At 64.0% G+C, this 24,273-nt stretch carries 26 protein-coding genes, 1 pseudogene and 1 riboswitch; of the genes and pseudogenes, 12 read left to right on the top strand and 15 right to left on the bottom strand.

The genetic code is table 11. The annotated features are described in order from the left end of the window. Positions 1-73: 73 nt before the first annotated feature. The 3 genes from FJ419_RS13015 to rpmB all read right to left on the bottom strand — a co-directional run bounded on the left by FJ419_RS13015 (position 74) and on the right by rpmB (position 1,869). On the bottom strand, positions 74-748 hold the full coding sequence (locus tag FJ419_RS13015; protein WP_140692749.1) for a hypothetical protein: 675 nt from the start codon (positions 746-748) through the stop codon (positions 74-76). Between the two features lie 29 nt (positions 749-777). Next, positions 778-1,458, bottom strand: a complete 681-nt coding sequence (locus tag FJ419_RS13010) for a queuosine precursor transporter (protein WP_140692746.1) — start codon at positions 1,456-1,458, stop codon at positions 778-780. Between the two features lie 114 nt (positions 1,459-1,572). Then, on the bottom strand, positions 1,573-1,869 hold the full coding sequence (gene rpmB / locus FJ419_RS13005) for a 50S ribosomal protein L28 (RefSeq protein WP_140692743.1): 297 nt from the start codon (positions 1,867-1,869) through the stop codon (positions 1,573-1,575). Between the two features lie 256 nt (positions 1,870-2,125). Here rpmB and FJ419_RS13000 point away from each other — a divergent pair, with 256 nt between their 5' ends. Genes FJ419_RS13000 through FJ419_RS12990 form a run of 3 tightly spaced genes read left to right on the top strand, consistent with a single transcriptional unit; the run spans position 2,126 to position 4,512 of the window. After that, complete coding sequence (locus FJ419_RS13000) at positions 2,126-2,917, top strand: DUF3108 domain-containing protein (protein ID WP_140692738.1); 792 nt, start codon at positions 2,126-2,128, stop codon at positions 2,915-2,917. Positions 2,918-2,950: 33 nt separating this feature from the next. After that, entirely contained in the window at positions 2,951-3,838 is an 888-nt protein-coding gene (locus FJ419_RS12995) for an EamA family transporter (protein WP_095767451.1), read from the top strand. Further along, the gene (locus FJ419_RS12990) at positions 3,835-4,512 is read left to right on the top strand and encodes a lysoplasmalogenase family protein (protein ID WP_140692735.1); all 678 of its coding nucleotides are present in this window, start codon (positions 3,835-3,837) and stop codon (positions 4,510-4,512) included. The genes FJ419_RS12995 and FJ419_RS12990 overlap by 4 nt, the downstream gene beginning before the upstream one ends. A gap of 40 nt (positions 4,513-4,552) precedes the next feature. Here FJ419_RS12990 and FJ419_RS12985 read toward each other — a convergent pair whose 3' ends face one another. The 3 genes from FJ419_RS12985 to gloB all read right to left on the bottom strand — a co-directional run bounded on the left by FJ419_RS12985 (position 4,553) and on the right by gloB (position 6,198). After that, entirely contained in the window at positions 4,553-4,846 is a 294-nt protein-coding gene (locus FJ419_RS12985) for a hypothetical protein (protein WP_140692732.1), read from the bottom strand. A 102-nt stretch (positions 4,847-4,948) separates the two neighbouring features. After that, the gene (locus FJ419_RS12980) at positions 4,949-5,377 is read right to left on the bottom strand and encodes a cupin domain-containing protein (protein WP_140692729.1); all 429 of its coding nucleotides are present in this window, start codon (positions 5,375-5,377) and stop codon (positions 4,949-4,951) included. 53 nt (positions 5,378-5,430) lie between these two features. Further along, positions 5,431-6,198 carry a hydroxyacylglutathione hydrolase gene (gene gloB / locus FJ419_RS12975; protein WP_140692725.1) on the bottom strand — a complete coding sequence of 256 codons (768 nt, stop codon included), beginning with the start codon at positions 6,196-6,198 and terminating at the stop codon, positions 5,431-5,433. A gap of 134 nt (positions 6,199-6,332) precedes the next feature. Here gloB and FJ419_RS12970 point away from each other — a divergent pair, with 134 nt between their 5' ends. The 3 genes from FJ419_RS12970 (at position 6,333) to FJ419_RS12960 (ending at position 9,907) form a co-directional block, all read left to right on the top strand. Next, positions 6,333-7,109: a methyltransferase domain-containing protein gene (locus FJ419_RS12970; protein ID WP_095767455.1), complete on the top strand. Its 777-nt coding sequence runs from the start codon at positions 6,333-6,335 to the stop codon at positions 7,107-7,109. 114 nt (positions 7,110-7,223) lie between these two features. Next, a complete protein-coding gene (locus FJ419_RS12965; RefSeq protein ID WP_140692722.1) occupies positions 7,224-9,053 on the top strand; it encodes an ABC transporter ATP-binding protein/permease in 1,830 nt (609 codons plus the stop codon). 53 nt (positions 9,054-9,106) lie between these two features. Continuing rightward, positions 9,107-9,907: a DUF1194 domain-containing protein gene (locus FJ419_RS12960; RefSeq protein ID WP_140692717.1), complete on the top strand. Its 801-nt coding sequence runs from the start codon at positions 9,107-9,109 to the stop codon at positions 9,905-9,907. A 16-nt stretch (positions 9,908-9,923) separates the two neighbouring features. On the opposite strand, the gene FJ419_RS12955 is transcribed toward FJ419_RS12960, so the two are convergent. After that, entirely contained in the window at positions 9,924-10,853 is a 930-nt protein-coding gene (locus FJ419_RS12955; RefSeq protein WP_140692712.1) for a glycosyltransferase family A protein, read from the bottom strand. Between the two features lie 329 nt (positions 10,854-11,182). On the opposite strand from FJ419_RS12955, the pseudogene FJ419_RS12950 reads away from it, so the two are divergent. Beyond that, positions 11,183-11,587 (top strand): annotated as a pseudogene (locus FJ419_RS12950) (DUF1330 domain-containing protein). On the opposite strand, the gene FJ419_RS12945 reads toward FJ419_RS12950, so the two are convergent. The 4 genes from FJ419_RS12945 to FJ419_RS12930 form a co-directional block, all read right to left on the bottom strand. Further along, positions 11,520-12,512: a glycosyltransferase family A protein gene (locus FJ419_RS12945; protein WP_140692707.1), complete on the bottom strand. Its 993-nt coding sequence runs from the start codon at positions 12,510-12,512 to the stop codon at positions 11,520-11,522. The pseudogene FJ419_RS12950 and the gene FJ419_RS12945 overlap by 68 nt on opposite strands. 97 nt (positions 12,513-12,609) lie before the next feature. Next, on the bottom strand, positions 12,610-13,413 hold the full coding sequence (locus FJ419_RS12940) for a Stf0 family sulfotransferase (RefSeq protein ID WP_140692703.1): 804 nt from the start codon (positions 13,411-13,413) through the stop codon (positions 12,610-12,612). Beyond that, entirely contained in the window at positions 13,362-13,976 is a 615-nt protein-coding gene (gene metW, locus FJ419_RS12935) for a methionine biosynthesis protein MetW (RefSeq protein ID WP_140692700.1), read from the bottom strand. The genes FJ419_RS12940 and metW overlap by 52 nt, the downstream gene beginning before the upstream one ends. Positions 13,977-14,034: 58 nt before the next feature. Next, positions 14,035-15,204, bottom strand: coding sequence for a homoserine O-acetyltransferase (locus FJ419_RS12930; protein WP_140692697.1), 1,170 nt, complete (start codon positions 15,202-15,204; stop codon positions 14,035-14,037). A gap of 96 nt (positions 15,205-15,300) precedes the next feature. Continuing rightward, a riboswitch (SAM riboswitch) is annotated at positions 15,301-15,378 on the bottom strand. Between the two features lie 146 nt (positions 15,379-15,524). On the opposite strand from FJ419_RS12930, the gene hisC reads away from it, so the two are divergent. After that, a complete protein-coding gene (hisC, locus tag FJ419_RS12925; RefSeq protein ID WP_140692693.1) occupies positions 15,525-16,628 on the top strand; it encodes a histidinol-phosphate transaminase in 1,104 nt (367 codons plus the stop codon). A gap of 6 nt (positions 16,629-16,634) precedes the next feature. Continuing rightward, positions 16,635-17,570 (top strand): prephenate/arogenate dehydrogenase family protein, encoded by a 936-nt coding sequence (locus FJ419_RS12920; RefSeq protein ID WP_181170687.1) that lies wholly within the window; start codon positions 16,635-16,637, stop codon positions 17,568-17,570. A 340-nt stretch (positions 17,571-17,910) separates the two neighbouring features. Here the strand turns inward: FJ419_RS12920 and FJ419_RS12915 are convergent, their stop codons facing one another. Further along, positions 17,911-18,843: a sugar kinase gene (locus FJ419_RS12915; RefSeq protein WP_140692687.1), complete on the bottom strand. Its 933-nt coding sequence runs from the start codon at positions 18,841-18,843 to the stop codon at positions 17,911-17,913. Between the two features lie 89 nt (positions 18,844-18,932). Beyond that, positions 18,933-19,931 carry a DUF2125 domain-containing protein gene (locus FJ419_RS12910; RefSeq protein ID WP_140692683.1) on the bottom strand — a complete coding sequence of 333 codons (999 nt, stop codon included), beginning with the start codon at positions 19,929-19,931 and terminating at the stop codon, positions 18,933-18,935. Positions 19,932-20,048: 117 nt separating this feature from the next. On the opposite strand from FJ419_RS12910, the gene FJ419_RS12905 reads away from it, so the two are divergent. The 3 genes from FJ419_RS12905 to FJ419_RS12895 all read left to right on the top strand — a co-directional run bounded on the left by FJ419_RS12905 (position 20,049) and on the right by FJ419_RS12895 (position 22,435). Continuing rightward, complete coding sequence (locus FJ419_RS12905; RefSeq protein ID WP_140692680.1) at positions 20,049-20,570, top strand: gamma-glutamylcyclotransferase; 522 nt, start codon at positions 20,049-20,051, stop codon at positions 20,568-20,570. Positions 20,571-20,782: 212 nt separating this feature from the next. Further along, a complete protein-coding gene (locus tag FJ419_RS12900) occupies positions 20,783-21,730 on the top strand; it encodes an aldo/keto reductase (RefSeq protein ID WP_140692677.1) in 948 nt (315 codons plus the stop codon). An 84-nt stretch (positions 21,731-21,814) separates the two neighbouring features. Then, positions 21,815-22,435: a LysE family transporter gene (locus FJ419_RS12895; RefSeq protein ID WP_140692674.1), complete on the top strand. Its 621-nt coding sequence runs from the start codon at positions 21,815-21,817 to the stop codon at positions 22,433-22,435. A gap of 4 nt (positions 22,436-22,439) precedes the next feature. On the opposite strand, the gene FJ419_RS12890 is transcribed toward FJ419_RS12895, so the two are convergent. Both FJ419_RS12890 and FJ419_RS12885 read right to left on the bottom strand, forming a co-directional pair. After that, a complete protein-coding gene (locus FJ419_RS12890) occupies positions 22,440-23,234 on the bottom strand; it encodes a 1-acyl-sn-glycerol-3-phosphate acyltransferase (RefSeq protein WP_140692670.1) in 795 nt (264 codons plus the stop codon). A gap of 81 nt (positions 23,235-23,315) precedes the next feature. Further along, positions 23,316-24,218 carry a LysR family transcriptional regulator gene (locus FJ419_RS12885; RefSeq protein ID WP_140692667.1) on the bottom strand — a complete coding sequence of 301 codons (903 nt, stop codon included), beginning with the start codon at positions 24,216-24,218 and terminating at the stop codon, positions 23,316-23,318. Positions 24,219-24,273 lie beyond the last annotated feature (55 nt).

The raw sequence follows: 24,273 nt of genomic DNA, 5'->3' as shown, positions 1-24,273 counted from the left end.
ATCGGGCGTAACAAAGCGTAAAGCCGCCGCGGCTGTAGCTGAAGGGGTCAGGCCTGGTTGGCTGCGATCCAGATCACAGCCCCTTGGCTGCGATCCAGATGACGTGGCGGGCGCCGCGCTTGCCGTTGGCCCGGATGTTGATCTCCTCGACCGCGAAGCCGGCCTGTTTCAGCCGCCGGGTGAAACCACCGTCCGGTCCCTGCGACCAGACCGCCAGCACGCCGCCGGGCTTCAACGTGGCGCGCGCGGCCGCAAGGCCGGCGGCGCCATAGAGCGTGTCATTGCCCTTGTGGACGATGCCTTCGGGACCATTATCAACATCGAGCAGGATCGCGTCCCAGGCGGCTTTCTCCGCCCCTATCACCTGGCCGACATCGGCCTCGCGAATGGTGACGCGGGGATCGTCGAGGCAGCCACCGAAGATTTCCGCCATGGGGCCGCGTGCCCAGGCGACGACCGCGGGGACGAGTTCGGCCACGGTGACGGCAGCATCGCCATTGAGCGCGGCGAGAGCGGCGCGCAAGGTGAAGCCCATGCCGAGCCCGCCGATAAGGATGCTTGGCCGCTCGCGTCCGGCGATACGCTGGCAGGAAAGCCTGGCCAGCGCTTCCTCGGAGCCGCTGAGGCGGCTGTTCATCAGCTCGTTGGTGCCGAGCATGATCGAGAATTCAGCGCCGCGCCGCTTCAGGCGCAGTTCCTGCACGCCATCGGGCGTGCGGGCGGAGTCAAGCTGAACCCAGGGGATCACGGCCTGATTCCACTTGCTGGGCTCATGGCCTAGAGCGCGACTGCCGGCTGGCTCCAGCGCGCAGCGAGCAGCCGGTAGGGGATCAGCGCCACCACGGCGATGATCAGCTTCACCGAAAGGTCGCCGAGCGCCCAGGAGACCCAGCGCATCGTCTCGACCGGCAGCACACCTGCCAGCGGCGCGGTCTCCAGCGCGAAGCTGTCGTTGGGACCGGCAAAGGCGAAGGCGGCGGAGAAGGCGACGCCGAAGAAGACGACGGTGTCGAAGATGGAGCCGACCAGCGTGCCGACGATCGGCGCGCGCCACCAGCTCTGCCGGCGCAGCCGGTTGAAGACGGTAACGTCGAGCAATTGCGCGGCGAGGAAGGCAGCTCCCGAGGCGGCTGCGATGCGCACCAGCCGGTCGGCGGCGGTTTCGAACTCGATCAGCCCATGACGGAACAGGAAAGGAGGGATCAGGATCGAGCAGGTCACCGCGGTCATGAAGCCGACGAACACCACCTTGCGCGCCACGGCCGGCCCGTAGCGGCGGTTGGCGAGATCGGTGACCAGGAAGGAGAAAGGATAGGTGAAGGCGCCCCAGGTCAGTAGGTCCGCCAGCGACAGGCCGCCGACTTGGCCCTGCATCGGGAACTGCACGAGGATGTTCGATGCCACGACGACAAGCGCCATGGCGGCCACGAAGGGCAAATATCGCGTCAGGAAATACATTTTTTTATCCTGGGTAATGGAACCAGCCGAGCGTCATGCCGACGCTCGCTCTTGTTTCGAGCACCGGTCTGGCCGGGGCTCGAGGCGGTCGTCCCCCGCCTGAAAGCTGCTGCTTTAAGCGGCCGACTGCTCGGCCAGCTTCTTGGCGATCTGCTTCTTGAGCAGACGGGCGCGCTGCGACAATTCCTTGACGTCGGCCTTGGCCAGGAAAGCGTCGAGGCCGCCGCGGTGCTCGACCGAACGCAGCGCGTTGGCCGAAATGCGCAGGCGAACATTCTGGTTCAGCACTTCGGAAATCAGCGTCACATTGACCAGGTTCGGCAGGAAGCGACGCTTGGTCTTGTTGTTGGCGTGGCTCACATTATTGCCGGTCTGGACTGCCTTGGCAGTGAGTTCGCAGGTGCGGGACATCTTGTCTAACCTCAGTTCTAAGCCTGCCAAACCATTCTGCCCGCGCCGGGCGGCGCGCGGTCTCGGTCAGGCGGCCTTTGGAAAAGTTGGCGTTCCATAGTGGCATTTCACCACTGCGTCAAGCTCCGGCACGCGCCCCGTTGTCAGGCACGCTCCATATAAAGGCCGGATTTCACAGTATAAGCCCATCGCGAAGGGAAATGCCAGGCTGGAGCCTCTGCGTTCCGGCCGAACCGCCAGGGATCAGTCAGCCGCCATGCTCCGTCCTTCCCATGCATTCGCCGCCCTGCTTTCCGTTGCCGTGCCGGCACCGAGCTTCGCCGCCGCGCCGCCGCAGTCGTTCAAGGGCGAGTATACGGTGTCCTTTCTCGGCCTTTCGATCGCCAGGGCGACTTTCTCCAGCCGCTACCAAGGCGACAACTATGCCATCGATGGCACCGTCTCGGCCGCCGGCCTCGGCAAGTTGTTCGACGATACGAAAGGCACGATTTCCTCGAAAGGCACCATTTCCGGCAAGCAGATGCAGCCGCATGCATTCCGGGCCGACTATACGTCCGGCAAGAAGGCCTCGATGGTCGACATCCGCTTCAACAACGGCGCCGTCACCTCCACGCAAGTCGTCCCCGCGCCAAAGAAGCGCGATCCGAATAGCTGGGTGCCGCTCGGCGATAGCGACCTGAAATCGGTGCTCGATCCGATGGCCGCGACCGTGATCCACGCCGACAGCCTGGACAAGGTCTGCGGACGCACGGTCAAGTTCTATGACGGCGAGATGCGCGCCGACCTGACCTTGACCTATGCCTCCAAGGGTTCGATCTCGGTGCCGGGCTACAAGGGCGACACGGTGACCTGCAAAATGGGCTTCGAGCCGGTGGCGGGCTATCGCAAGGGCCGCAAAGCATTGAATTTCCTGAAGAACAAGAGCCGCATGCTGGTGACGTTTGCACCGCTCGGCCAATCCGGCGTATATGCGCCGATCCGCGCCACGGTCGGGACTCAGATCGGTCCGCTGACCATCAGCGCGAGACGGTTCGAGGCGGTAAATTAGGACAGGCGCCATCGCGCGCCGGCGGGGGGAAACATGGGGCGCGCAACGCTGATCGGGTTTTCGGCGGTCGCCATGTGGGCGCTGCTGGCGCTACTCACCAACGCTTCCGGACAGGTGCCACCCTTCCTGTTGTCGGCCATCACCTTCGCCATCGGCACCTGCGTCGGGCTCGTGGCGCGGCTGGTGATGCCGGCTTCCGACCGGGGCCGGAAGATCCCTCGCCAAGTCTGGGTGATCGGCATTGCCGGGCTGTTCGGTTATCATTTCTTCTACTTCACGGCACTGCGCAATGCGCCGGCGGTCGAGGCGAGCCTGATCGCCTATCTGTGGCCGCTGCTGATCGTGCTCGGCTCGGCGCTGATGCCGGGCGAGCGGCTTGCCTGGAACCATGTCGTCGGCGCGCTGCTCGGCCTTGCCGGCACCTTCCTGATCGTCACCAAGGGCGGCGGGCTGGCCTTCGACGCGCGCTACGCCTTCGGCTATGCGATGGCGGCCGTCTGCGCGCTGTTGTGGTCGTCCTATTCGCTCTTGTCGCGGCGTTTTCCGTCGGTACCGACCTCGATCGTCACCTGGTTCTGCGCGGCGACGTCGGCGCTGTCGCTGGCCTGCCATCTGCTGCTTGAGAAGACGGTGCTGCCGGACAGCCTCGGACAATGGCTGGCCGTCATCGGGCTCGGCCTGATGCCGGTGGGCGCGGCCTTCTATGCCTGGGATATCGGCGTCAAGCGCGGCAACATCCAGGTGCTGGGCGCCGCGAGCTACGCCGCGCCGCTTCTGTCGACGCTGGTGCTGATCGCCGCTGGCGTCGCCGAGCCGTCGCTGCGCATCCTCGCGGCTTGCGTGCTCATCACCGGCGGCGCGGCTCTTGCGGCGAAGTCGCTGCTCATGCGCAAGCCGGCGGCCAAGGAGGTCAACGCATGATGCCGTTTTCCGGCGGCATCGACGGCAATGCCAACGCGACGCTTTTGTTCTCGTTCGTCGCGGCCGCGATCTACGCCTTTGCGCTCGACATGCCGCCGAAGTGGACGCGCACGGCGGCAAAGACGCTTGCCGTGGCCTTGCTGGCCGTGCTTGCCGCCATGCAGGGCGGTCCGCTGCTGCTGGTCGCGGCGCTGGCACTCAGCGCCGTCGGCGACGCCTTTCTGTCACGCGACGGCGAAAAGGCCTTTCTCGGCGGGTTGGCGAGCTTTCTCGCCGGTCATATCGCCTATATCGCGCTGTTTTCGCAGGCAGGCGGCGGGCTCGGCCTGTTGAGCGCCGAACCCTGGCGCGGCGCGATTGCCTTGGCCATGGCCGCATTCAGCATCGTCATGCTTGCCGCGCTCTGGCGCCGCGTCGGCCCGCAACTGCGCGCGCCGGTCGCCGTCTATGTCGCGGCGATCCTCGTCATGGGCATTTCGGCCCTCACCACGGACCATCCGTGGGTGATTGCCGGCGCGGTGCTGTTCATCGCCTCGGACGGGCTGCTGGCGGCCGAGCGCTTTCTGCTCGCGGCGATCTCGCCGCATCGCGTCTGGATGCGCTATGCGGTCTGGGTGCTTTACTATGCCGCCCAGTTGGCGATCACGCTGGGGTTCTTGTTGGGTTCGTCTTGATCTTTGGTCCTGAGTTCGATGGATGGCAGCAAACTGATGCTCATCGCAGCAATATGGAACGGAGTGTCAGGTATGTCATGTATAAGGATGCACCGAGGGCGATGAAAAAAAGCGCAGCGGACAAGCGCTTTTGAAGCGTTGGAGATTGTTTCCATTCTTGAAACAGTCTCCAGAACCAGAAGATCAGGTAGGCTTCAAGGAACGTGCTCATTGCAAGCAGCGCGACAAATATGCTCTTCGGAAAAATAGGTCGCAACAGAAGACCTGCTACGCCGATCGCGACGAAGGCAGCAATGAGTGCTTTGTTTCGCCCGGGCAGCCGATGGTCATTCATCTCGACACGTCCCTGGCATTCTTTTAACGATGGGTATCCGGATCATCCAACATGCTGGCAAGCACTGGTTGCACCACAGTTAATGGGGCATGTCTTTCGGTATCATGTCTGCGGCTGCCAGCCAGACTGGGCCAGCTCGAAAGCGGCGAAATCGAAACCGGGCGCCACGGTGCAGCCGACCAGCGTCCATTCGCCGAGGCTGCGCGCCGACTGCCACCAGCCGGCTGGCACGATGGTCTGCGGCCGCTCGCCGGCGGTAAGCGCCGTGCCAAGCACCTGCTCGATGACGGCGCCTGCGCCTTCCTCATGCATCGACAGCGCCAGCGGCGCTCCGGCATAAAAATGCCAGACCTCGGCCGCGTCCTTTACCCGGTGCCAGGCCGAAAGCTGGCCGTGCTCGAGCAGGAAGTAGATCGCGGTCGAATGACCGCGCGGGCCGCCCGCGGCGTCTCGAAAGGTCTCGGCGTACCAGCCGCCCTCGGGATGCGGCTTGAGGCCTAGCGTTGCGATGATCTCGGCAGCGCTGGTCATTGGCGGCCTTTGCTGCGACGAACGTCGAGCCTTTTGGTCGACATGCGGTGGAACTAAAAATTATCCTTGCGCTTGCGGATCTCGGCAAACACCTCGGCGTCCGAGGCTTTCTCCATGCCGAGATGCTTACGGATCGCCGGGTCGTGCCAGCGCAAGAACGGGTTGGTCGACAATTCCTCGCCGATGGTCGTCGGCAATGTCGGCTTGTTGTCGGCGCGCAGCGCCTCGATCCTCGCCGCGCGCTGCTTCAGCGCCGGGTTGCTGGGGTCGACCGTCACGGCGAAACGGGCATTGGCCAAGGTGTATTCATGGCCGCAATAGATGGCGGTTTGCGCCGGCAGCGCCGCCAGCTTCTTCAGCGATTCATACATGACCGGCGGCTTGCATTCGAACAGGCGGCCGCAACCCAGCGCAAACAGCGTGTCGGCGGTGAAGGCCACTTTCGAAGCCGGCAGATAGTAGGAGACGTGGCCGGCGGTATGGCCGGGCGTCTCGATGACCTCGATGCGTTCCTCGCCAAGGAGCACGACCGAGCCTTGGCTGACCGTCTCGTCGATGCCCGGGATCTTCGCCTTCTCGGCTTCCGGGCCGACAATGCGCAATTTGAAGCGTTCCTTCAGCGCCAGATTGGCTTCGACATGGTCGGCATGGTGGTGCGTGGTGAGGATCAATGTCGGCGTCCACCCGGTGCGCTTGATCGCCGCCAGGATCGGCGCTTCTTCCGGCGCGTCGACGATCGCCGTCTCGCCGCTTTTCGGATCATGGACCAGCACGCCGAAATTGTCGGTGCGGCACATGAACTGCTCGATTTCGACCGGCATCGCATGTCTCCCTTTGTCGTCGCAGACATAGGGCGGCCGGCCGCCGATGTCATCCGGGTTTGTTGAACTCGGCGCCTTTGTTGAACTTTCAGCCTTTGTTGAACTTGGGCCCCTTCACAGCTACCGTCGCGCGCATGCATTCGGATATCGTCGACCTGCGTTCCTTCTATTCGACCACGCTCGGGCGCCTGGCCGAGCATTCGATCACCATGGCGCTGTCGTCCGTATGGGCGACCGTTCCCAATGAGCGGCTGGTCGGCCTCGGCTATGCGCTGCCATGGCTGGAACGCTTCGGCACCGATGCCGAGCGCGTCTTCGCCTTCATGCCGGCAACGCAAGGCGCGGTGGTGTGGCCGGTGTCGGGGCCGACGGCGACAGCGCTGGTCTTCGACGAGGAGCTGCCGCTGGTCGATTCCTGCATCGACCGCGTGCTTTTGGTGCATTCGCTCGAACATGCCGAAAACCCGCGCGAGACGCTGAACGAGATCTGGCGGGTGCTGTCGCCGGCGGGCAGAGTGGTCATCGTCGTGCCCAACCGGCGCGGCGTCTGGGCGCGGTTCGAGCACACGCCCTTCGGCAATGGCCGGCCGTTCTCGCGCGGCCAGTTGACCGAGCTGCTGCGCGAGGCGAATTTCACCCCGGCGACATGGAGCGATGCGCTGTTCTTCCCGCCGTCGCCGCGGCGTTTCATGATGCGCTTCCACAATGTGCTGGAGAAGGCCGGCCGGCGGTTCTGGCCGATCTTTTCCGGCGTCATCGTCGTCGAGGCGCAGAAGCGGCTCTATCAGGGTGTGCCGGTCGCGCAGCGTGCCTCTCGCCGCGTCTTCGTGCCGGTCTTCTCGCCGCAGGGCGCAACGCGGCTTGGCCGGCGTGCGGCTGACGCCGCGCCTGGCCAAGTGACGCGTTCGTGATCGCCGCGCCTTGCATCGCGCGGCAATCGTCACCCTATCTGAGGCATGCCCGAGCTAAGGCATGCTCGCTCGGCGCGGTATTCATGACCGCAGCGGAAACCAGGAATATCCTTCATGGACGACCAGACCGATAAAAAGCCGGGGCCGCAGAAACCCGTTGTCTCGGTGGAGGCGAGCAGCCTCGCCGACCAGGTGGCGACGATCAAGCTGGGGCTGAAATCCTCGCCGGTGCGCAGGCAACTTGCCTGGGTCTCCATCGGTATTGTCGCGGTCATCGTCGCAACCTCGGTCGGACAGATCCTGCTCAATCGCTGGAACCAGCCTTTCTACGATGCGCTGGCCCGGCGCGACATGACGGGTTTCCTGCACCAGCTTCTGGTCTTTGCGATGATCGCCGGAGGGCTTCTGGTGCTCAATATCGGCCAGACCTGGCTCAACCAGATGATCCGTCTGAGGCTGCGCGAGGCGCTGACGCTCGACCTGATCGATCAATGGATGCGCCCGGCGCGAGCCTTCCGGCTGGCCAATGCCGGCGCCATCGGCGTCAATCCCGACCAGCGCATGCAGCAGGATGCCGCTCATTTGTCGGATCTGTCGACGGATCTGGGCGTCGGCCTGCTGCAGTCGTTCATCCTGCTGGTCCCCTTCATCGGCGTGCTGTGGGAGCTGTCTTCCGGCTTCGTGTTCCATGTCGGCGGCCATTCGCTGGAGATACCGGGCTACATGGTCTGGGCCGCGTTCCTCTATGCCGGCATCGCCTCGTGGCTGAGCTGGCTGGTCGGGCGTCCGCTGATCGGCCTCAACAGCGAGCGCTACACCCGCGAGGCGGAGCTGCGCTCCTCCATGATGCGGATCAACGAGAATGTCGATGCGATCGCGCTCTATCATGGCGAGCCCGACGCAAGGCGCCGGCTGGAGCTCGATCTCGGCACGGTGCTGGGCGCCATGCGGCGCATCTTCATCGCGCAGATCAACCTGTCCTGGGTGACCGACACCTATGGCTGGATAACGGTGGTGGCGCCCATCCTGGTGGCTTCGCCGGTCTATTTCTCGGGCGACATCTCGTTCGGCGGGTTGATGATGGCGGTCGGCGCCTTCAACCAGGTTCATTCGTCCCTGCGCTGGTTCATCAACAACATCGGCAGCATAGCCGACTGGCGCGCGACGCTGATGCGGGTGGCCGATTTCCGCATCGCGCTCACCGAAACCGACGCGCTGCATGATACCGAAAAACACATCCAGTTCGGCGAAAACGCCAATGGCAGCCTGACCTTCGACACGCTTCAGGTGGCTTCGCCGGAAGGCTGCACCAAGCTTGCCCAGACGGATGTCGAAATCCACGCCGGCGAGCGCGTCATGATCACCGGTGAGCCGGGCGCCGGCAAGACATTGTTCTTCCGCGCCATTGCCGGCCTGTGGCCGTGGGGGAGCGGGCGGATCGGCCTGCCGGCCGGCGAGACCCCCATCTTCGTGCCGCGCGTGCCCTATTTCCCGGCCGGCACGCTGCGCGAGGTGCTCGATCATCCGAACGGGAAGGCCCCGGCCAGCGACGCCGAGATCGCGGCAGTGCTTGGCGAGGTCGGCCTCGATCCACTGGCAACCACCCTTGACCGTCCCAGGCGGTGGGAACGCGAGCTCGGCGATGACGAACAACGGGCGCTGGCTTTCGCCAGGCTCGCCTTGCGCAAGCCGAAATGGGTGATCATCGACGAAGCCCTGGATGCGTTCGACGGGCCGACGTTGCGGCGGGTGCTGGCCATGCTGCAGAAGCGCCTGCCCGAAACCGCGATCATCAATATCGGGCGGGGCCAGCACAACACTCAGTTCTTCCCGCGCGCGCTGAATATCGTGAAGGATACCGGCGCACCGGCTTTGAAGCCGGCCCGTGTCCGCGCCGGCGCGATCGAGCCGCCACCCATCGCTGCCCGCCACGGGAAGAAATAGCTTTATTTTCGCCGCGATCGCCGGGAAAATCCGCTGGGTCGTTCGAGGCTGCCATGCTTGCGATGCTCGGCCTGCTTGTGTGCCTTGCCTGCGCCGAGGCGGCGCCATTGCCCATGCCGGGCAAAGGCACGCCGGTGGACGTGGAACTTGTGCTTGCCGTCGACATCTCGCAGTCGATGGACCAGCGTGAACTCGCCCTGCAGCGCGCCGGCTATGTCGAAGCGCTGCGCCACCCCGACTTCATCAACGCCGTACGCTCGGGTCCACATGGCCGCATCGCGCTCGCCTATTTCGAATGGGCGGGCGTCGTGCGCGAGGACGGGACCATTGCCTGGCAGATCATCGACGGCGAGGACAGCGCCAACGCCTTCGCCGACAAGATCGCCGCGCGGCCGTTCCGCAGCTTCCGCGGCACCTCGATTTCAGGTGCCCTCGGTTTCGGCGCCGGGCTCCTGGAGAGAACCGGCTTTTCGGCGCTACGCCGCGTCATCGACATATCGGGAGACGGGCCCAACAATACCGGGCTGCCCGTCACGGTAATCCGCGATGCCGCCGTTGCCAGCGGTGTCGTCATCAACGGCCTGCCTATACTGATCAGTCCGTCGCCGAGTGTCGGCCGTCTCGACCGCTACTACGCCGACTGCGTGACCGGAGGAGCCGGTTCGTTCGTGCTGCCGATCTACGCGGCGTCCGAATTCTCGACCGCCGTCCGCCGCAAGCTGGTCCAGGAAGTCAGCGGCCTGACAGACGCCAGATCCCTCCATGTCGAGGATGCGACGCCGGTCGATTGCCTGCTGGGCGAGCGCCTGCGGCAGCGGTTTTCCGATCCTTATTTTCCGGAACTCGACAGATAGCCGTCTTGCGGTTTTCTCAGACCGCCCGGGCGCCGTATTTGGCACGGAACTCATCGTAGCAGTCGCGCCGCCAGCGGCGGCCGACGACATAGCCGCGCAAGAGTTCGGCGGGCGAGTAGCCGAGCGACTTGGACGACCGGTTGGCATGATAGCCCGAAAAGGCCTGCGGCAACCTGCCCTTGAGGATATCGGCGATGATCTGGCGCGCTATCATGTAAGGCGGAACGTCGGGATAGCGGTCGGCGATATAGGGATGCTTGTCGATCAGACTGGCATAGGCCTCGACATAGCCATCGCGGCGGCCGGAGATCGAATTCTCCGAATTGTACTTCTTCCAGTCGATGTCCTCGGACAGCAAGGCGCCGCCGCGTTGGGCAAAGCGCAGCAGCAATTCGCGATCCTGCATGCGCGTGATGTCGCTGTCATAGCCGCCGATCGCGAGCAGCGACTCGTGTCTTGCGGTGATCGCCGAGCCGGCAATGAAGATGGTCTGCGAGACCAGGGCGCGCTGCAGCGTGCTCTTGTCGAGGAAGGCGTCGCGATTGATGCATTTGGTGCTGCGGCCGCCCTTCAGCGATACGAACGAGCTGATGAGGACTTCGAGCGAAGGGTTCCCGTCGAAGCGCGCCAGCGTCCGTTCCAGGCGGTCCGGCAGATAGACGTCGTCGGAATCGAGGAACGTCACGACCGGCGCCCGCGCGCGTTCGATGCCTGCATTGCGCGCGGCATTGGCGCCGCGCCATTTGGCGCCGACATAGATCAGCCTCGGGTCGCGGATTTCGGTGAGCGCTGCGGCCGTCCCGTCGGTCGAACCGTCGTCGACCACAATGTGCTCGAAGCGGGTAAGTGTCTGCGCCAGAACGCTTTCCACCGCACGCACGACCTGGCTGCGGCGGTTGTGGGTCGGCGTGATCACTGAGATCAGCGGAACCTCTTGGTTCGGCATCGAGCTGCCACCACCGGTCGGATCTGGCGTCGGATAGGTCTGACGGCTATCTTCGTGTCCACCTCTGATTTGCGGCCGACGCTACAGAAAAGCCACCTTTGTGTCACGCCAGGCCGGCCCAGAAATGCCGAAATTGGCGGTTTTTCCGCAACATTGCGGTCTGATGGCAACACAACTGGCCTTCCTGTTAGCTCGGCGGCCCGCCAACAGGAACCAACGGGCGGCTTTGTCCCGATGACGTCTGAGGTAATCGACCGAACTACCTGGTTCCCGCATGGTGATCTCCAAGAAGCCGACCGATCGGCTTTGTTTCACCAAGGAGCAGGATCATGACCGCTTACGCCGTTGCCCATATGCGCCAAGTCACCCCGGGTCCCTGGATAGTCGAATATCTTGAGAAGATAGACGCCACCCTGGCGCCGTTCGGCGGGCGCTTCGTCGTCCATGGCGGCGACGTCGAGGTCGTCGAGAACAGCTGGCCCGGGCACCTGATCGTCATCGAATTCCCCGGCAGGTAGCATGTGCGGGACTGGTACAATTCACCGGCCTATCAGGCGATCCTTTCGCTGCGCACCGAGAGCTCGCAGTCCGACGTGATCTTCGTCGACGGCGTCGAGCATCCGCACAAGGCTACGGATGTGCTTGTCCAGCGGGAAAAGATTGACGTTAGCTGTGCCCGATATAGTCCGGCACCATTTCGACCTCGTCGCGAACAAGGCCGGCCGCCAGGCTGAAATGGCCGAAAAACGCCAGCGTATAGAACGCCAGTCCGACAATGACAGCAAACGGGATTTGCCAGAACTGCATGCCGGTCTGCCGCGCATGGCCTGTCACTCGCCGGATCGTGCGCCAAGACATAGTCCCCCACCGCGTGACGGATTTGACGATACGCTGAGCTCTGCCAGGTGCATGAAGCTCGACGAATTTTCGATCGGCGTCCCTGCCGGTTACCAGCGCGCGCCAAAAGAAGAACCCCCAGCCCCGCGGCGAGTAGTGGTGAACGCGTGCGTCCACGTTGACTATCTTGTGGCCTTCGCTCCAAAGCTGGTGCATCAGCAACGTGCACGAGACCTTAAAGCCGTTGTGGGCTGGAAATGGGTGACTGGATATCCAGTCGTGCCGAAAGGCGATGTTGTTGGCGTTGAGAGCGCGCTTCGAGGCGAATCTCTCGTCTCCCTCAGCCATCGGGAAAAACCAGATCAACGCGAAGGTTCGCGAGAAGAAGTCGTCGTATGAAAGATAGGTGTGTCCATTCACACAGATGGTTTCAGGCTGGTCGACGAAGGGTTTCAGTAGAGTTGAGAGCCAGTTCCGTTCCGGAACTGTATCGGAATCGAGAAAAACAAGGACGCTCCCTTCGCACGAGGGAATGCCGTTGTTCTTGAGGTCGTAATATCTGCCGCCAGGGCACGACGCGAAGGCCAGATCGGCAACTTGCTCCAGTTGTGGCGCTTCAGCTCCAATGCTGCTTCGCAGTGAGACTGCATCAGTTTCGACGCCGCCATGCGAGATTATGACCTTCGGCTTCGAAAATCCGGTAGCGGAAGCCTGGGCGATCTCGCGCGCCAAGGCCTTCAGGCCAAGGCCAATCTCATCCCAATCGATGGATTTGGCATTCTCCATCTCCAAGACGATAGAATAGGTGGGATGTCCAGCCATCGCGGCACACCGGTTAATCAAACCAGTGGCTATAGCCCTGACGGCATGCTGTCAAACGATCGGGATCCAATTGTGCGCTGCGAATTTGTCAGATGAGCTATCTTATCATTCGGTATCGGAAGCTGGACGGGTCGGCATATTCGGACAGGAAACGCTTTCGCCATTCTTTATTGATTGCATCGCGCTGGATTTCGAGACCCGATCGCAGGTCGGTCTCCCAGTTGGGTTCCACATCCACCAGCTGCGCGAGTTTCGTCAGGCTGTCTGCCGGATCGCGTTGAATCTGCTCGTAAGTCAGGGAAAGGCAGGGCAGGCCGTTCTTCGCGAACCAAGCATCCCATGCGAGGTTCTCCATCAGAATTTTATCCAGAGACTCCACGATTGCCCGGCCGTTATAGCGTGGCGGCAGATGACTGATCTCGGTGGATCGGAATTCGCGGGTTTGACGCGCACGTGCCCATGAGATCGCCTGGCCGAGCAGATCGTCACGTGTTAACCGCACATAGCTCAAATTCGGAAGGCTGGCTGGCAGCTTCACCTTCTTGGCAAGTTGTGCGAACTGGCTCGCAAAGAGCTTGATTGCGTAGACGCCGGTAGAGGACCGCCCCTGTGTCAGCGCACGCAAAAGCTGGGCGCGGGGATCTCGCGGATAATCCGGCAGCTCCAGCAGACGTCGCCCGCCGAACCATTCCAGCGGATGTCCCAGCCCGGCGGAAACCATCAAACCTGCAAGATGATTGCTACCGCTGCGCGGCGATGTGCAGACGAGAATTCCCGCCCGTATTTCGGAAAGAATGTTCGGGGGGATTTCCACCACTGCCGGCGACCGACGAAAGAAACGCATTTCCGTCATCGCCTCAGCAAAAACACCGCCTGCTGGCCGAAGAAATTCCAGAACCACCAGGGCATCGACAGACCGATCTTCTGGCCGTTGGCGTCGAGCGCGGTTGCCTTCTCGACGGTCGCGCCAAGCTCCTCGCACAGGTTGACGAAGTCGCGGATGGTGCAGAAATGGATGTTGGGCGTGTCGTACCAGGAGTAGGGCAGGTCCTTGGTGACCGGCATCCTGCCCTTGACCAGCAGCGAGAAGCGCACGCGCCAGTGGCCGAAATTGGGGAAGGAGACGATGGCGCGGTTGCCGATACGAAGCAGCTCGTCGAGCACCAGCTTCGGGTTGCGGGTCGCCTGCAGGGTCTGTGAGAGCACGACGAAATCGAAGCCCTTGTCGGGATAGAATTCGAGGTCCTTGTCGGCATCGCCCTGGACGACGGAAAGGCCGCGCGCCACGCATTCGTTGACGCCGCGCTGAGACAGTTCCAGCCCGCGGCCATCGACCTGCTTGGTCGCCTGCAGGAGCTCCAGAAGCAGTCCGTCGCCCGAGCCGACATCGAGGACACGCGAATTGGCCGGGATGAGATCGGTGACGACCTCGAGGTCGACACGCTGGGCGCGATTGACGCTCATGGCTTCGCCTCCTGCATGGCGCATGATCCCGGTCCGAAAGCTCCGCGACTTGTCGGGGTCATAGGCTGAGCCCCCTGGCGCGGGCGGCGGAGGCGATGAAGCCGTTGATGGCCGCGAACAGTTCCGGCTCGTCGAGCAGGAAGGCATCGTGGCCGCGATCGGTCTCGATCTCGACGAAGGAGACGGAAGCGCCCGCCGCGTTCAAGGCATGCACGATCGATCGGCTTTCCTCGGTCGGGAACAGCCAGTCGCTGGTGAAGGAGACCAGGCAAAAACGCGTCCTGGTGCCGGCGAAGGCGTCGGCGAGGCGCCCACCGTGATCGGCGGCAAGGTCGAAATAGTCCATCGCGCGGGTCAGATAGAGGTAGGAATTGGCGTCGAAGCGGTCGACGAAAGTCATGCCTTGATGGCGCAGATAGCTTTCAATTTGAAAATCGGCGTCGAAGCCGAAGGTCAGTGCCTCGCGGTCTTGCAAATTGCGGCCGAACTTGCGGTGGAGCGCGGCTTCCGAAAGGTAGGTGATGTGAGCGGCCATGCGCGCGACGGCGAGCCCTTTTTCCGGCCGCTTGCCGAAATCGAGATATTTGCCGCCATGCCACTCCGGATCGGCCATGACGGCCTGTCGGCCGACTTCATGAAAGGCGATGTTCTGTGAGGAATGGCGAGCGCCGGTGGCGATGGGCAGGACGCAGAACACGCGCTCCGAATGGCTCGCCGCCCATTCAAGAACCTGCATGCCGCCCATCGAGCCGCCAAGCACGCAAAACAGCTTCTCGATGCCGAAATGATCGACCAGCATCGTCTGCGCGCGCACCATGTCGCGGATGGTGATGATCGGCAGGTCGAGCCCGTAGGGCTTGCCGGTCGTCGGATTGGTGGAGGCCGGACCAGTCGAGCCGAGGCAGCCGCCGACGACGTTGGAGCAGATGACGAAGAAACGGTTGGTGTCGATGATCTTGCCGGGACCGATCAGCACCTCCCACCAGCCCGGCTTGCCGGTCACCGGATTGGTGTTGGCGACATGCTGGTCGCCGGTCAGCGCGTGGCAGACGAGGATGGCGTTTGAACGCGCGTCGTTGAGCGTGCCGTAGGTCTGGTAGGCGATCTGGAAAGGCGCAAGAAAGGTGCCGGCGTCGAGCTTCAGCGGCTTGTCGGGGCCGAACTGCAGCACCGGGCTCGACGGATGGTCGGCCTCGTCGTTGGTTCTTGCAGCGCGCTGAGCGGCCATGTCCGTCCTCATCCTGTCCCGCATCGGTCTCGTCCCGACGCGGTGTCCGGCCGGCAGCGGACAACAAAAAACCGGCATTGCCGTCGCAAAGCCGGTTACAGGTTGCAAACGGCCCTTTAGCGAGTTGTTTAACGTGGCTGCAAGCCGACCGGCCAAATCACCACGGGAGTCTGGCAATCCTTCTAGGACCAGCGCCGCGCTTCGTCAACGGGTGGCCTCCTCGCGACCGGATGCGGGTGCCGAGCGCCGCCACTCGACATTCCAGCCCGCGGCCTGTATTTCCGCTGCGGCCTTGAAGGCCTTTTCGACGGATTTGTGACATGAAGCAGGATCAGCCCCGTCCGATGCCCCGCGCGGGCATCATGGACATCGAGGCCTATGTGCCGGGAAAAAGCACCGCGCCGGCCGGCGTGACGAAAGTCTACAAGCTGTCGGCGAACGAAAACCCGCTCGGGCCCTCGCCGAAGGCGATCGAGGCGGCGCGCGAAGTGGCGGCGAAGCTCGATGTCTATCCGGATGGCTCTGCCCGCCGGCTGCGCGAGGCGATCGCCGAGGTGCATGGGCTGAACCCGGCCAACATCATCTGCTCCAACGGCTCCGACGAGATCCTGGGGCTGCTGGCGCAGAGCTATCTCGCGCCGGGCGACGAGGCCGTGTTCACCGAGCACGCCTTCATGGTCTACAAGATCTATATCCAGGCGGCGGGCGCCAAGCCGGTAGCGGTGAAGGAGACCGACGAGCGCGCCGACATAGACGCGATTTTGGCCGCGGTGACGCCGGCGACGCGGATCGTGTTCCTCGCCAATCCCAACAATCCGACGGGCACCTATGTGCCGTTCCAGGAAGTGCGCCGGCTGCACGCTGCATTGCCGAAGAACGTGCTTCTGGTGCTCGACGCGGCCTATGCCGAATATGTGCGGCGCAACGACTACGAGGCCGGCATCGAGCTCGCCGGCAGTTCCGAAAACGTGGTGATGACCCGCACCTTCTCCAAGCTCGGGCTCGGCGGCGCGCGCGTCGGCTGGATGTATGGGCCGGCGCATATCGCCGATGCGATCAACCGCGTGCGCGGCCCCTTCAACGTCAACGCCACAGCGATTGAGGCAGGCATCGCCGCGATCCGCGACCGCGCCCATATCGAGCGCAGCGTGGCGCATAACGAGAAATGGCTGGCCTGGCTCAGCGCCGAGCTGACCGGGCTCGGCCTGCGCGTCACGCCGAGCGTCGGCAATTTCGTGCTGATCCATTTTCCCGACGGCAACAAACATTCGGCGGCGGCCGCGGACGAATATCTGAGCGCACGCGGCTACATCCTGCGTCGCGTCACCGGCTATGGCTTTCCCAACGCGCTGCGCATGAGCATCGGCATCGAAGAGGCCAATCGCGGCGTCATCGATGCGCTGAAGACCTTCCTGAAAAGCTAGAACGCCATGGCATCACCGATGTTCGAGAAAGTAGCGCTGGTCGGCATCGGCCTCATCGGCTCGTCGCTCGCCCGCGTCATCCGTCGCGAAGGGCTGGCCCGCCATATCGCCATCGCGACGCGCAGCGCATCGACGCTGAGGCGCGCCGAGGAGCTTGGCCTTGGCGATTCCTACAGCACCGACGCCAGCCAAGCGGTGCTTGACGCCGATCTCGTCATCGTCTCGGTTCCGGTCGGCTCGTCCGGCGAGGTCGCGGCCGAGATCGCGCCAGCGCTGAAAAAGGGCGCCATCCTCACCGATGTCGGCTCGACCAAAGCCTCCGTCATCGCGCAAATGCAGCCGCATGTGCCGGAAGGTGTGCACTTCATCCCCGGACATCCGCTGGCCGGCACGGAAAAGTCCGGACCCGATGCCGGCTTTGCCGATCTCTTCGAGAATCGCTGGTGCATCTTCACGCCGCTGCCGGGCACCGATCCCGCCGCGCTCGAGACGCTTTCGGAATTCTGGCGGCGCTGCGGCTCCAACATCGACACGATGGACCCGCAGCACCACGACATGACGCTCGCGATCGTGTCGCATCTGCCGCATATCATCGCCTACAACATCGTCGGCACGGCGGACGATCTGGAAGCGGTGACCAAGAGCGAAGTCATCAAATATTCCGCTTCCGGCTTCCGCGACTTCACCCGCCTTGCCGCCTCCGATCCGACCATGTGGCGCGACGTGTGCCTGCACAACAAGGACGCGATACTGGAGATGCTGGCGCGGTTCTCGGAGGATCTGGCCTCGCTGCAGCGGGCGATCCGCTGGGGCGACGGCGAGAAGCTGTTCGACCTCTTCACCCGCACCCGCGCCATCCGCCGCTCGATCATCGAGGCCGGCCAGGATATTGATGTGCCGGATTTTGGTCGACAGGCCGTCGAACACCCAGCTAAGCCCTAGGCCTTTCCCTGGTTCGCCGGCGTGGATTTGACCTGCCGCTCGGCCAGCCTTGGCAGGTGCAGGCGCTGAAGATTGGCCGAAACACCCGTCGCGATCGTCATCCACGGGCGGAGCAAGGAGCGAAGCGACGCGCGCAGACCCGAGTATCCATTCCGTGACTTCCGAGCGCTGTCGCGGTGCAGAATTCTGCTCCGCCGCATTCCATGGCTCAGGTCACGGAATGGATTCCAGGGTCTCCGCGACGCCGCTTCGCGGCTGCTCCGCCCTGGAATGACGAGGTTGAGCGGCTTCCGCCGCGTTTGTGCCGATTTCGCGGAAATGGCCGAGATAATCTTGCGTTCTAGCCCTGGGCTGGCGGCCAGTGCGCCGCCATCATCGCCAGCGTCTCGGCCCGATCCGGCGCGCCCAGGCGGCCGCCGAAGCGCAGGCATTTGAGCGCCGCGGCGGCGCTGGCAAAGCGCAGGGCTTCCTCCATGGGCATGGCCTCGGCGAGGCCGACGGCGAAGGCGCCGTGGAAGACGTCGCCGGCGGCGAGCGTATCGATCGCCTTGACCTTCGGCGCCTCGACATGGCGCACGTGGCCGGTCGCCCGGTCATGCCACCAGGTGCCGGCGGCGCCCCCGGTCACCGCGACAAAGGCGTCGGTGCGCGAGGCGAGGTCGGCGCAAGCGCTTTCGGGGTCGAGCGCGTGGCCGCAGACGATGCGCGCAGCCGGTTCCGACGCGACGATGTGCGAGCCCAAGGGCAAGAGCCGCTCCAGCACCTCGACCGGCGCGGTGTCGGCATCCAGGATCGCCGGGCGGCCGATCGATCTGGCCGCGCCCAAAGCCAGCGCCGCGGCGCCCGGCCAGCGGACATCTACCAGCACGGCGTCAAAGCCGGAGAGGTCGGCAAGCGGCAGCGCCTCGGGATCGGCTTGCGCCTTTTTGTCGTAGAAGGGGACGATGACGCGCTCGCCATGCGCATCCACCAGGATCGCGGCCAGCGCCGATCGCGCGCCGGCGACGCGACGGATGAGGCTGCAGTCGATACCTTCGGCCTGAATGTCGGCGATAAGCTGGTCGCCGACCGGATCGTGGCCCGCGCTCGCCCACAGCGAGACTTCGGCGCCGAGGCGCCGAGCGGCGCAGGCGGCGCTTGTCGCCATGCCGGAAGCGATCTGGACGCCGTCGCTGGCGATGAACTTGCCTTGATGCGCGGGCAGCGTTTCGACGCGAAGGATCGTGTCGAGGGTGAAGGCGCCGACGCTGAGCACTCTGACTGGCTGCGGCATCGTTGCGTTACTCTTCTCAGTCGGCATGGTCTCACCCGAAAACCGGTTCCCACCTTTTGCTACGCTGACCTTCGGTTCGGGACCATGCTTTAATCAAGCGGCTTGATCTTGCCGAGCGGGATGAAGCCCAGCGAGGCCTTGCCCTTGACGATCTTGAGTGGCAAGGACGGTTCCTTGCCAAGCATGGCAATTGCAGAAAAACCCTGCTCGATTTCGCTTTTATGCTCGGGAATCGCGCCGGCAAGGATAGATGCCACCGCTTTCGGGTCCTTGAGCTTGATCGTCAGGTCCCCGTCGACCAGCCCTTCCGCGTCGATGGAGACCGGTCCGGACACGGTGATGCGCGCCGTCCCGGACGACAGGTCGAGCTTAGCGATCTCGATCGACTGGCCGCGCAGGCTCTTCGGGGGCACTGCGATCAGCGCTACGCCGTTCTTCAGCGTCACGTCGCCGCTGCCGTCAAGCGCCGGCAGCACGCGTCCGTCGATGGCATCCGCGTTGATCTCCAGGTCGCCGAAGCCGCCGACATAATTGATGTCCTGGCCGGCCGGCTGCAATTGGCCGGCCGCCTTGCCGGCGCTGAACAATTGCATCGGATCCGTGTCGTCCTGCGGGTCGGTCTGACCGTTCAGGCCTTCAGCCTGCACGGAAAGGCTCCTTGGCAACGGCCACCACACTTTGACATTGGCCTGCAACCGGTCCCAGTCGATCCAGAGCGGCGGCATGCCGGGCGCCATCGTTCTCAGCGGCCCGCGCAGGTCGGCGACCGGCGACAAGGGTCCGGCGATCCCGGCGACGGCATTGAAGCTGCCGGTGGAGGCGGCGACCTTCCGGGCGTCGTCTTCATAGGCGATGTTGTCGCAGGAGACCGTGAAGCTCATTGGGTAGCCACTGACGGCGAGGTTGGCGCAGCCGGCTGCGATCCCTTTGCTGCCCAGTCTTGCCACCGCCTGATCGGCCTCGGTCTTGAGCCTGTCGGCGAGATAGAACCAGCCGCCGCTGTAAATGGCGAACAGCACGAGGATGAACGCCGCAAGCCAGAACAGCCGGCGGCGAAGTTTGGGCGATCGCTCGTCACTTGACGTCATGCTGCGGCTCTCGTTAACCCGGCGAGCGGGCATTTACCAATACGAAACAAGCGGGGGCCAGAAGAAGCACCTTGGCGATGCGGTGTCGTTCACTCGAATGCGATCAGGCTTGGCGATATGGGCGATTTTTGGGTTTTTGGCTATGGGTCGCTGATCTGGCGGCCCGGATTTGCCCATGTCGAGACGCGCCGCGCCCGGCTTTACGGCTATCGCCGCTCGCTTTGCGTCTATTCCTTCGTGCATCGCGGCACACGCGCGCGGCCGGGCCTGGTTCTCGGCCTCGACCGAGGCGGCTCCTGCATCGGCCTCGCTTACCGTGTTCCGGGCAATCTGCGCGACGAGGTGCTTTCCTATCTGCGCGAGCGCGAGCTGGTCACCAGCATCTATCTCGAACGCATTCTCGATGTCCGGCTGGATGGCGGCGGCTCGGTCGAGGCGGTCGCCTACACCGTCGACCGCCAGCACGAGCAATATGCCGGCGCGCTCGATGCTGATCACGCGGCAAGGATCGTTCGCGGCGCGGTCGGCCAATCCGGCCGAAACGAGGACTATGTCTTGAGCACGCTCGAGCACCTTGAGGCGCTCGGCATCCGCGATCACTGGCTGGAGGAGGTGGGCCGTCGGGTCGCGTCTTCGTGAAGCGCATTTTCGGCGAAATAATTTCGCCTCCAATGCTCTATCTCTTTGTTTTTAGGCAATTCCAGACGCAAAACCGCGACGCACTTTTGCTGGAATTGCTCTGGTCCGGTCAAAAAGCAAAACCATGCCTTTGACCGCGCCCGGCCGCGACCTAGCTTAGCGGCATCGCATCCTTGGGCGTCAGGCCCGTTCCAGCATCACGGAGATCAGTCTTGCAGAAACGTCGTCTCGGTCGCACCGACCTTTCCATCGCGCCGCTGGTCCTGGGCGGCAACGTCTTCGGCTGGACCGCCGACGAGAAAACCTCCTTCGACCTGCTCGACCGGTTCGTGGCTGCCGGCTTCAACGCCATCGATACGGCCGATGCCTATTCGCGCTGGGTTCCCGGCAACAAGGGCGGCGAATCGGAAACCATCATCGGCAGTTGGATGAAGAGCCGCGGCAACCGCGATCAGGTCATCGTCATCACCAAGGTCGGGTCGGACATGGGCCAGGGCAAGCGCGACCTCTCCGCTGCCTATATCGAAAAGGCGGTCGAGGCGTCGCTGAAGCGGCTGCAAACCGATGTCATCGACCTCTATCTGTCGCACTGGCCGGACCCGGCCACGCCTTACGAGGAAACGCTCGGCGCCTATCAGCGGCTGCTCGAAAAGGGCAAGATCCGCTATCCCGGCTGCTCCAACCTCGATGCCGGCCAGCTGCGCGCCGCGCTCGACGTCGCCAGCTTGCGCAGCCTGCCACGCTACGAGGTGCTGCAGCCCGAATACAATTTGTACGACCGCTCGTCGCTCGACGGACCGCTGCTCGACCTCTGCAAGGCAGAGGATGTCGGCGTCATCACCTATTTCAGCCTCGCAAAGGGATTCCTGAGCGGCAAGTACCGCAGCAAGGCCGATCTCGGCCAGAGCGCGCGCGGCGAAGACGTCGCCGAATATCTCAACGAGCGTGGCATGCGCATCCTTTCCGCGCTCGATGCCGTGGCCGAGCGCCATTCGGCCAAGCATGCCGAAGTGGCGCTGGCCTGGATCATCGCGCGGCCGGGCGTCACCGCGCCGATCGCCAGCGCCACCACGCCGGCCCAGATGGACAGCCTGATCCGCGCCGCGTCGCTCAAGCTTTCGGCCGACGACATCGCGGCATTGGACCGGGCCAGCGCCTGACAGCGCACTGCGCACGATCGTCCAAGACGGTCATGACAAAACCCGCTTAAGTCCTGTCGCGTCGCGGCGGCAGGAGGGTTCGGCATGGCCGATGGCATCTTGAACGAGGCGCAAACCTGGCAGCAAATGCTGGCGCTGGTCCTGGCGGCGACGGTCGTCATGGGCAGCCCGGGACCGGCGACGATCAGCGTGACCGCCGTCGGCGCGGCTTTCGGTCTGCGTCCTTCCCTGGGTTACACGTCTGGCGTGGTGCTCGGCACGATCGCCGTGCTTCTGGCGGTGGCGGGCGGGATTTTCGGCATGCTAACCTCGGTGCCGGGAGTGGCGCCGGTGCTGGCGGTCGCCTCGGCAGGCTACATCCTTTATCTCGCCTTCAAAATAGCGACAGCGCCGCCATTGGCGGAGCGCGGGAGCACGGGGACGAAGCCCGATTTTCTCGGCGGCTTCATGCTCGCCGTCGCCAATCCAAAAGCCTATGTGGCGATCGCAGCGGTTTTCGCCGGCGCCGCGTCGCAGGCCGATGCGCTCGGCGTCTCCACCAGGCTGCTGGTGCTTGCCGCAATGATCGTCGCCATTCACGTCGTGTGGCTGCTCGCCGGAACGGCGTTCGCGCGCGTCCTGCGCGATCCGCTGGCCTCGCAGATCATCAATCTGGTGTTTGCCGCCACGCTGGTGCTGACGACCCTGCTGGCGGCTCTGCGGTAGCCGATCAGGTCTTCGCGGTCACGCCGAGTTCCGCCAGCCGCTTCACCGACGTCGGCGGCATGGGCGGCGGGTTCGGCGCCTGCGCGGCCTCGATAAGCATCTGGTCGCAGGCCGCCTCGGTCTCGCCGATCAGCCGCTGCATGAATTCCTCCTTCTCGAGGCCAGGCGGGATCGGCGGCAGGAAGCGGGCCTTGATGGTGCCCGGATAGCGCAGGAACTTACGGCGCGGCCAGTAGAGGCCGGCGACATGGGCGACCGGCACGACGGGAACGCCGAGCTGCGTGTAGAGCTCGACGATGCCGTATTTGTAGGACGGCTCGGCGCCCGGCGGGCGGCGGGTGCCTTCGGGATAGATGATGAGCTGGCGCGGATTGCGGTCCATCTCCTGCCTGGTGGCGGTGACGACCGCTTTCAGCGCTTTCGAGCGGCTGCCGCGATCGACCGGGATCATGCGCATCTTCAAGATGTACCAGCCGAAAAAGGGGATCCAGGTCAGCTCGCGCTTCAGGATGTAGAGCGCATCGTCGAGATAGGGGAAGAAGGCGATCGCGTCCCAGAAGGACTGATGCTTCGGCGCCAGGATGAAGGAGCCTTCGGGCAGGTTCTCGACACCGGTGATCTCGCTCTTCGTCGCGGCGATCTTGTCATAGAGCCACATCGAGGTCCGCGACCAGAATTTCGGCACGAACCAGGCGCGGTGGCGCGGCGATAGGAAATAGAAAGGCGTCCAGAAGATCATCTGGACGATCAGGCTGAGATAGAAGACGAAGTTGAACGCCAGCGAGCGGATGATGAGCATGCAAGGGGCCCGTGAGGAAGTGTGCGTTGGTTACACCAAGCGGCGGCAAAAAGGAAACGCCGCCATTGTCGAATGGTGCCGCTAGAGTGACCTGGCCAGCCGTTCCTTGAGACGCGGCGCGGCGAAATCGAGGAAGGCGCGCAGCTTGACCGGTAGCCGGCCCTGGCCGGCATGGACGAGGCTCACCGGCCAGGGCGGCGGTTCGAAGGCCTGCAGCACCAGCCGCAGCGCGCCGGCGCGCACCGCGGCATCCGCCTGGTAGGAGAGCACTTTCGTCAGCCCGAGCCCGGCAATCGCGGCATCGATGGCCGCTTCGGCGGTGTTGACCTGCAGGCGCGAGCGAACAGGGGTTATCGTTTCCGCCTTGCCGGTTCCGAAGCTCCATGCCGCGGGAGCGGCGAGACCTTCGAAGGTGACACAGTCGTGGCCGGCAAGGTCTTGCGGGGTCGCCGGCGTGCCATGCAAGGCGAGATAGGCGGGGCTTGCGCAGACGATACGGCGGATCGAGCCGACGCGGATTGCAACCATGGCGGAATCCGGCAGCTCGCCGATGCGCAGGGCGAGATCGATATGCTCCTCGACCAGCTGGGCGATCCGGTCCGACAGGGTCAGGCGGACATCCACTTGCGGGTAGACGGCGAGAAAGCCGGTGATCACCGGCAGCACATGCAGGCGGCCGAACACGACCGGCGCCGTGATGACCAGCTCGCCGGTCGGGCTCGAATATTCGCCGGCAGCATCGCGCTCGGCCTCGCTCACCTCGTCCAGGATGCGACGGCAGGCGGCAAGATAGGACTGGCCGGCATCGGTCAGCGTCAGGCGCCGTGTCGAGCGGTTGAGCAGGCGCGTCCCCAAGTGCCTCTCCAGTTCGGAGAGCTTGCGGCTCACCGTCGGCAGCGGCACGCCGGCGCGCTTGGCTGCAGCGGAAAGGCTGCCGGCCTCCACCGTGGCGACGAACAGGGACATAGCGTCGAGGCGGTCCATCATTCTTCCGAAATGTGGAAAGATAGATTGCAATCATGCTCTCTACATCCGGTTT

Source organism: Mesorhizobium sp. B2-6-2 (assembly GCF_006440615.1).
GTDB lineage: Bacteria > Pseudomonadota > Alphaproteobacteria > Rhizobiales > Rhizobiaceae > Mesorhizobium.
This window is presented reverse-complemented; position numbering and strand designations above follow the sequence as displayed.

Bases quoted from the DNA above. Each gene is read 5' to 3' on its own strand.
- FJ419_RS13010 (WP_140692746.1), bottom strand. From the start codon at position 1,458: ATGTATTTCCTGACGCGATATTTGCCCTTCGTGGCCGCCATGGCGCTT.
- rpmB (WP_140692743.1), bottom strand. From the start codon at position 1,869: ATGTCCCGCACCTGCGAACTCACTGCCAAGGCAGTCCAGACCGGCAAT.
- FJ419_RS13000 (WP_140692738.1), top strand. From the start codon at position 2,126: ATGCTCCGTCCTTCCCATGCATTCGCCGCCCTGCTTTCCGTTGCCGTG.
- FJ419_RS12995 (WP_095767451.1), top strand. From the start codon at position 2,951: ATGGGGCGCGCAACGCTGATCGGGTTTTCGGCGGTCGCCATGTGGGCG.
- FJ419_RS12990 (WP_140692735.1), top strand. From the start codon at position 3,835: ATGATGCCGTTTTCCGGCGGCATCGACGGCAATGCCAACGCGACGCTT.
- FJ419_RS12985 (WP_140692732.1), bottom strand. From the start codon at position 4,846: ATGAATGACCATCGGCTGCCCGGGCGAAACAAAGCACTCATTGCTGCC.
- FJ419_RS12980 (WP_140692729.1), bottom strand. From the start codon at position 5,377: ATGACCAGCGCTGCCGAGATCATCGCAACGCTAGGCCTCAAGCCGCAT.
- gloB (WP_140692725.1), bottom strand. From the start codon at position 6,198: ATGCCGGTCGAAATCGAGCAGTTCATGTGCCGCACCGACAATTTCGGC.
- FJ419_RS12970 (WP_095767455.1), top strand. From the start codon at position 6,333: ATGCATTCGGATATCGTCGACCTGCGTTCCTTCTATTCGACCACGCTC.
- FJ419_RS12965 (WP_140692722.1), top strand. From the start codon at position 7,224: ATGGACGACCAGACCGATAAAAAGCCGGGGCCGCAGAAACCCGTTGTC.
- FJ419_RS12960 (WP_140692717.1), top strand. From the start codon at position 9,107: ATGCTTGCGATGCTCGGCCTGCTTGTGTGCCTTGCCTGCGCCGAGGCG.
- FJ419_RS12955 (WP_140692712.1), bottom strand. From the start codon at position 10,853: ATGCCGAACCAAGAGGTTCCGCTGATCTCAGTGATCACGCCGACCCAC.
- FJ419_RS12945 (WP_140692707.1), bottom strand. From the start codon at position 12,512: ATGGCTGGACATCCCACCTATTCTATCGTCTTGGAGATGGAGAATGCC.
- metW (WP_140692700.1), bottom strand. From the start codon at position 13,976: ATGAGCGTCAATCGCGCCCAGCGTGTCGACCTCGAGGTCGTCACCGAT.
- FJ419_RS12930 (WP_140692697.1), bottom strand. From the start codon at position 15,204: ATGGCCGCTCAGCGCGCTGCAAGAACCAACGACGAGGCCGACCATCCG.
- hisC (WP_140692693.1), top strand. From the start codon at position 15,525: ATGAAGCAGGATCAGCCCCGTCCGATGCCCCGCGCGGGCATCATGGAC.
- FJ419_RS12920 (WP_181170687.1), top strand. From the start codon at position 16,635: ATGGCATCACCGATGTTCGAGAAAGTAGCGCTGGTCGGCATCGGCCTC.
- FJ419_RS12915 (WP_140692687.1), bottom strand. From the start codon at position 18,843: ATGCCGCAGCCAGTCAGAGTGCTCAGCGTCGGCGCCTTCACCCTCGAC.
- FJ419_RS12910 (WP_140692683.1), bottom strand. From the start codon at position 19,931: ATGACGTCAAGTGACGAGCGATCGCCCAAACTTCGCCGCCGGCTGTTC.
- FJ419_RS12905 (WP_140692680.1), top strand. From the start codon at position 20,049: ATGGGCGATTTTTGGGTTTTTGGCTATGGGTCGCTGATCTGGCGGCCC.
- FJ419_RS12895 (WP_140692674.1), top strand. From the start codon at position 21,815: ATGGCCGATGGCATCTTGAACGAGGCGCAAACCTGGCAGCAAATGCTG.
- FJ419_RS12890 (WP_140692670.1), bottom strand. From the start codon at position 23,234: ATGCTCATCATCCGCTCGCTGGCGTTCAACTTCGTCTTCTATCTCAGC.
- FJ419_RS12885 (WP_140692667.1), bottom strand. From the start codon at position 24,218: ATGGACCGCCTCGACGCTATGTCCCTGTTCGTCGCCACGGTGGAGGCC.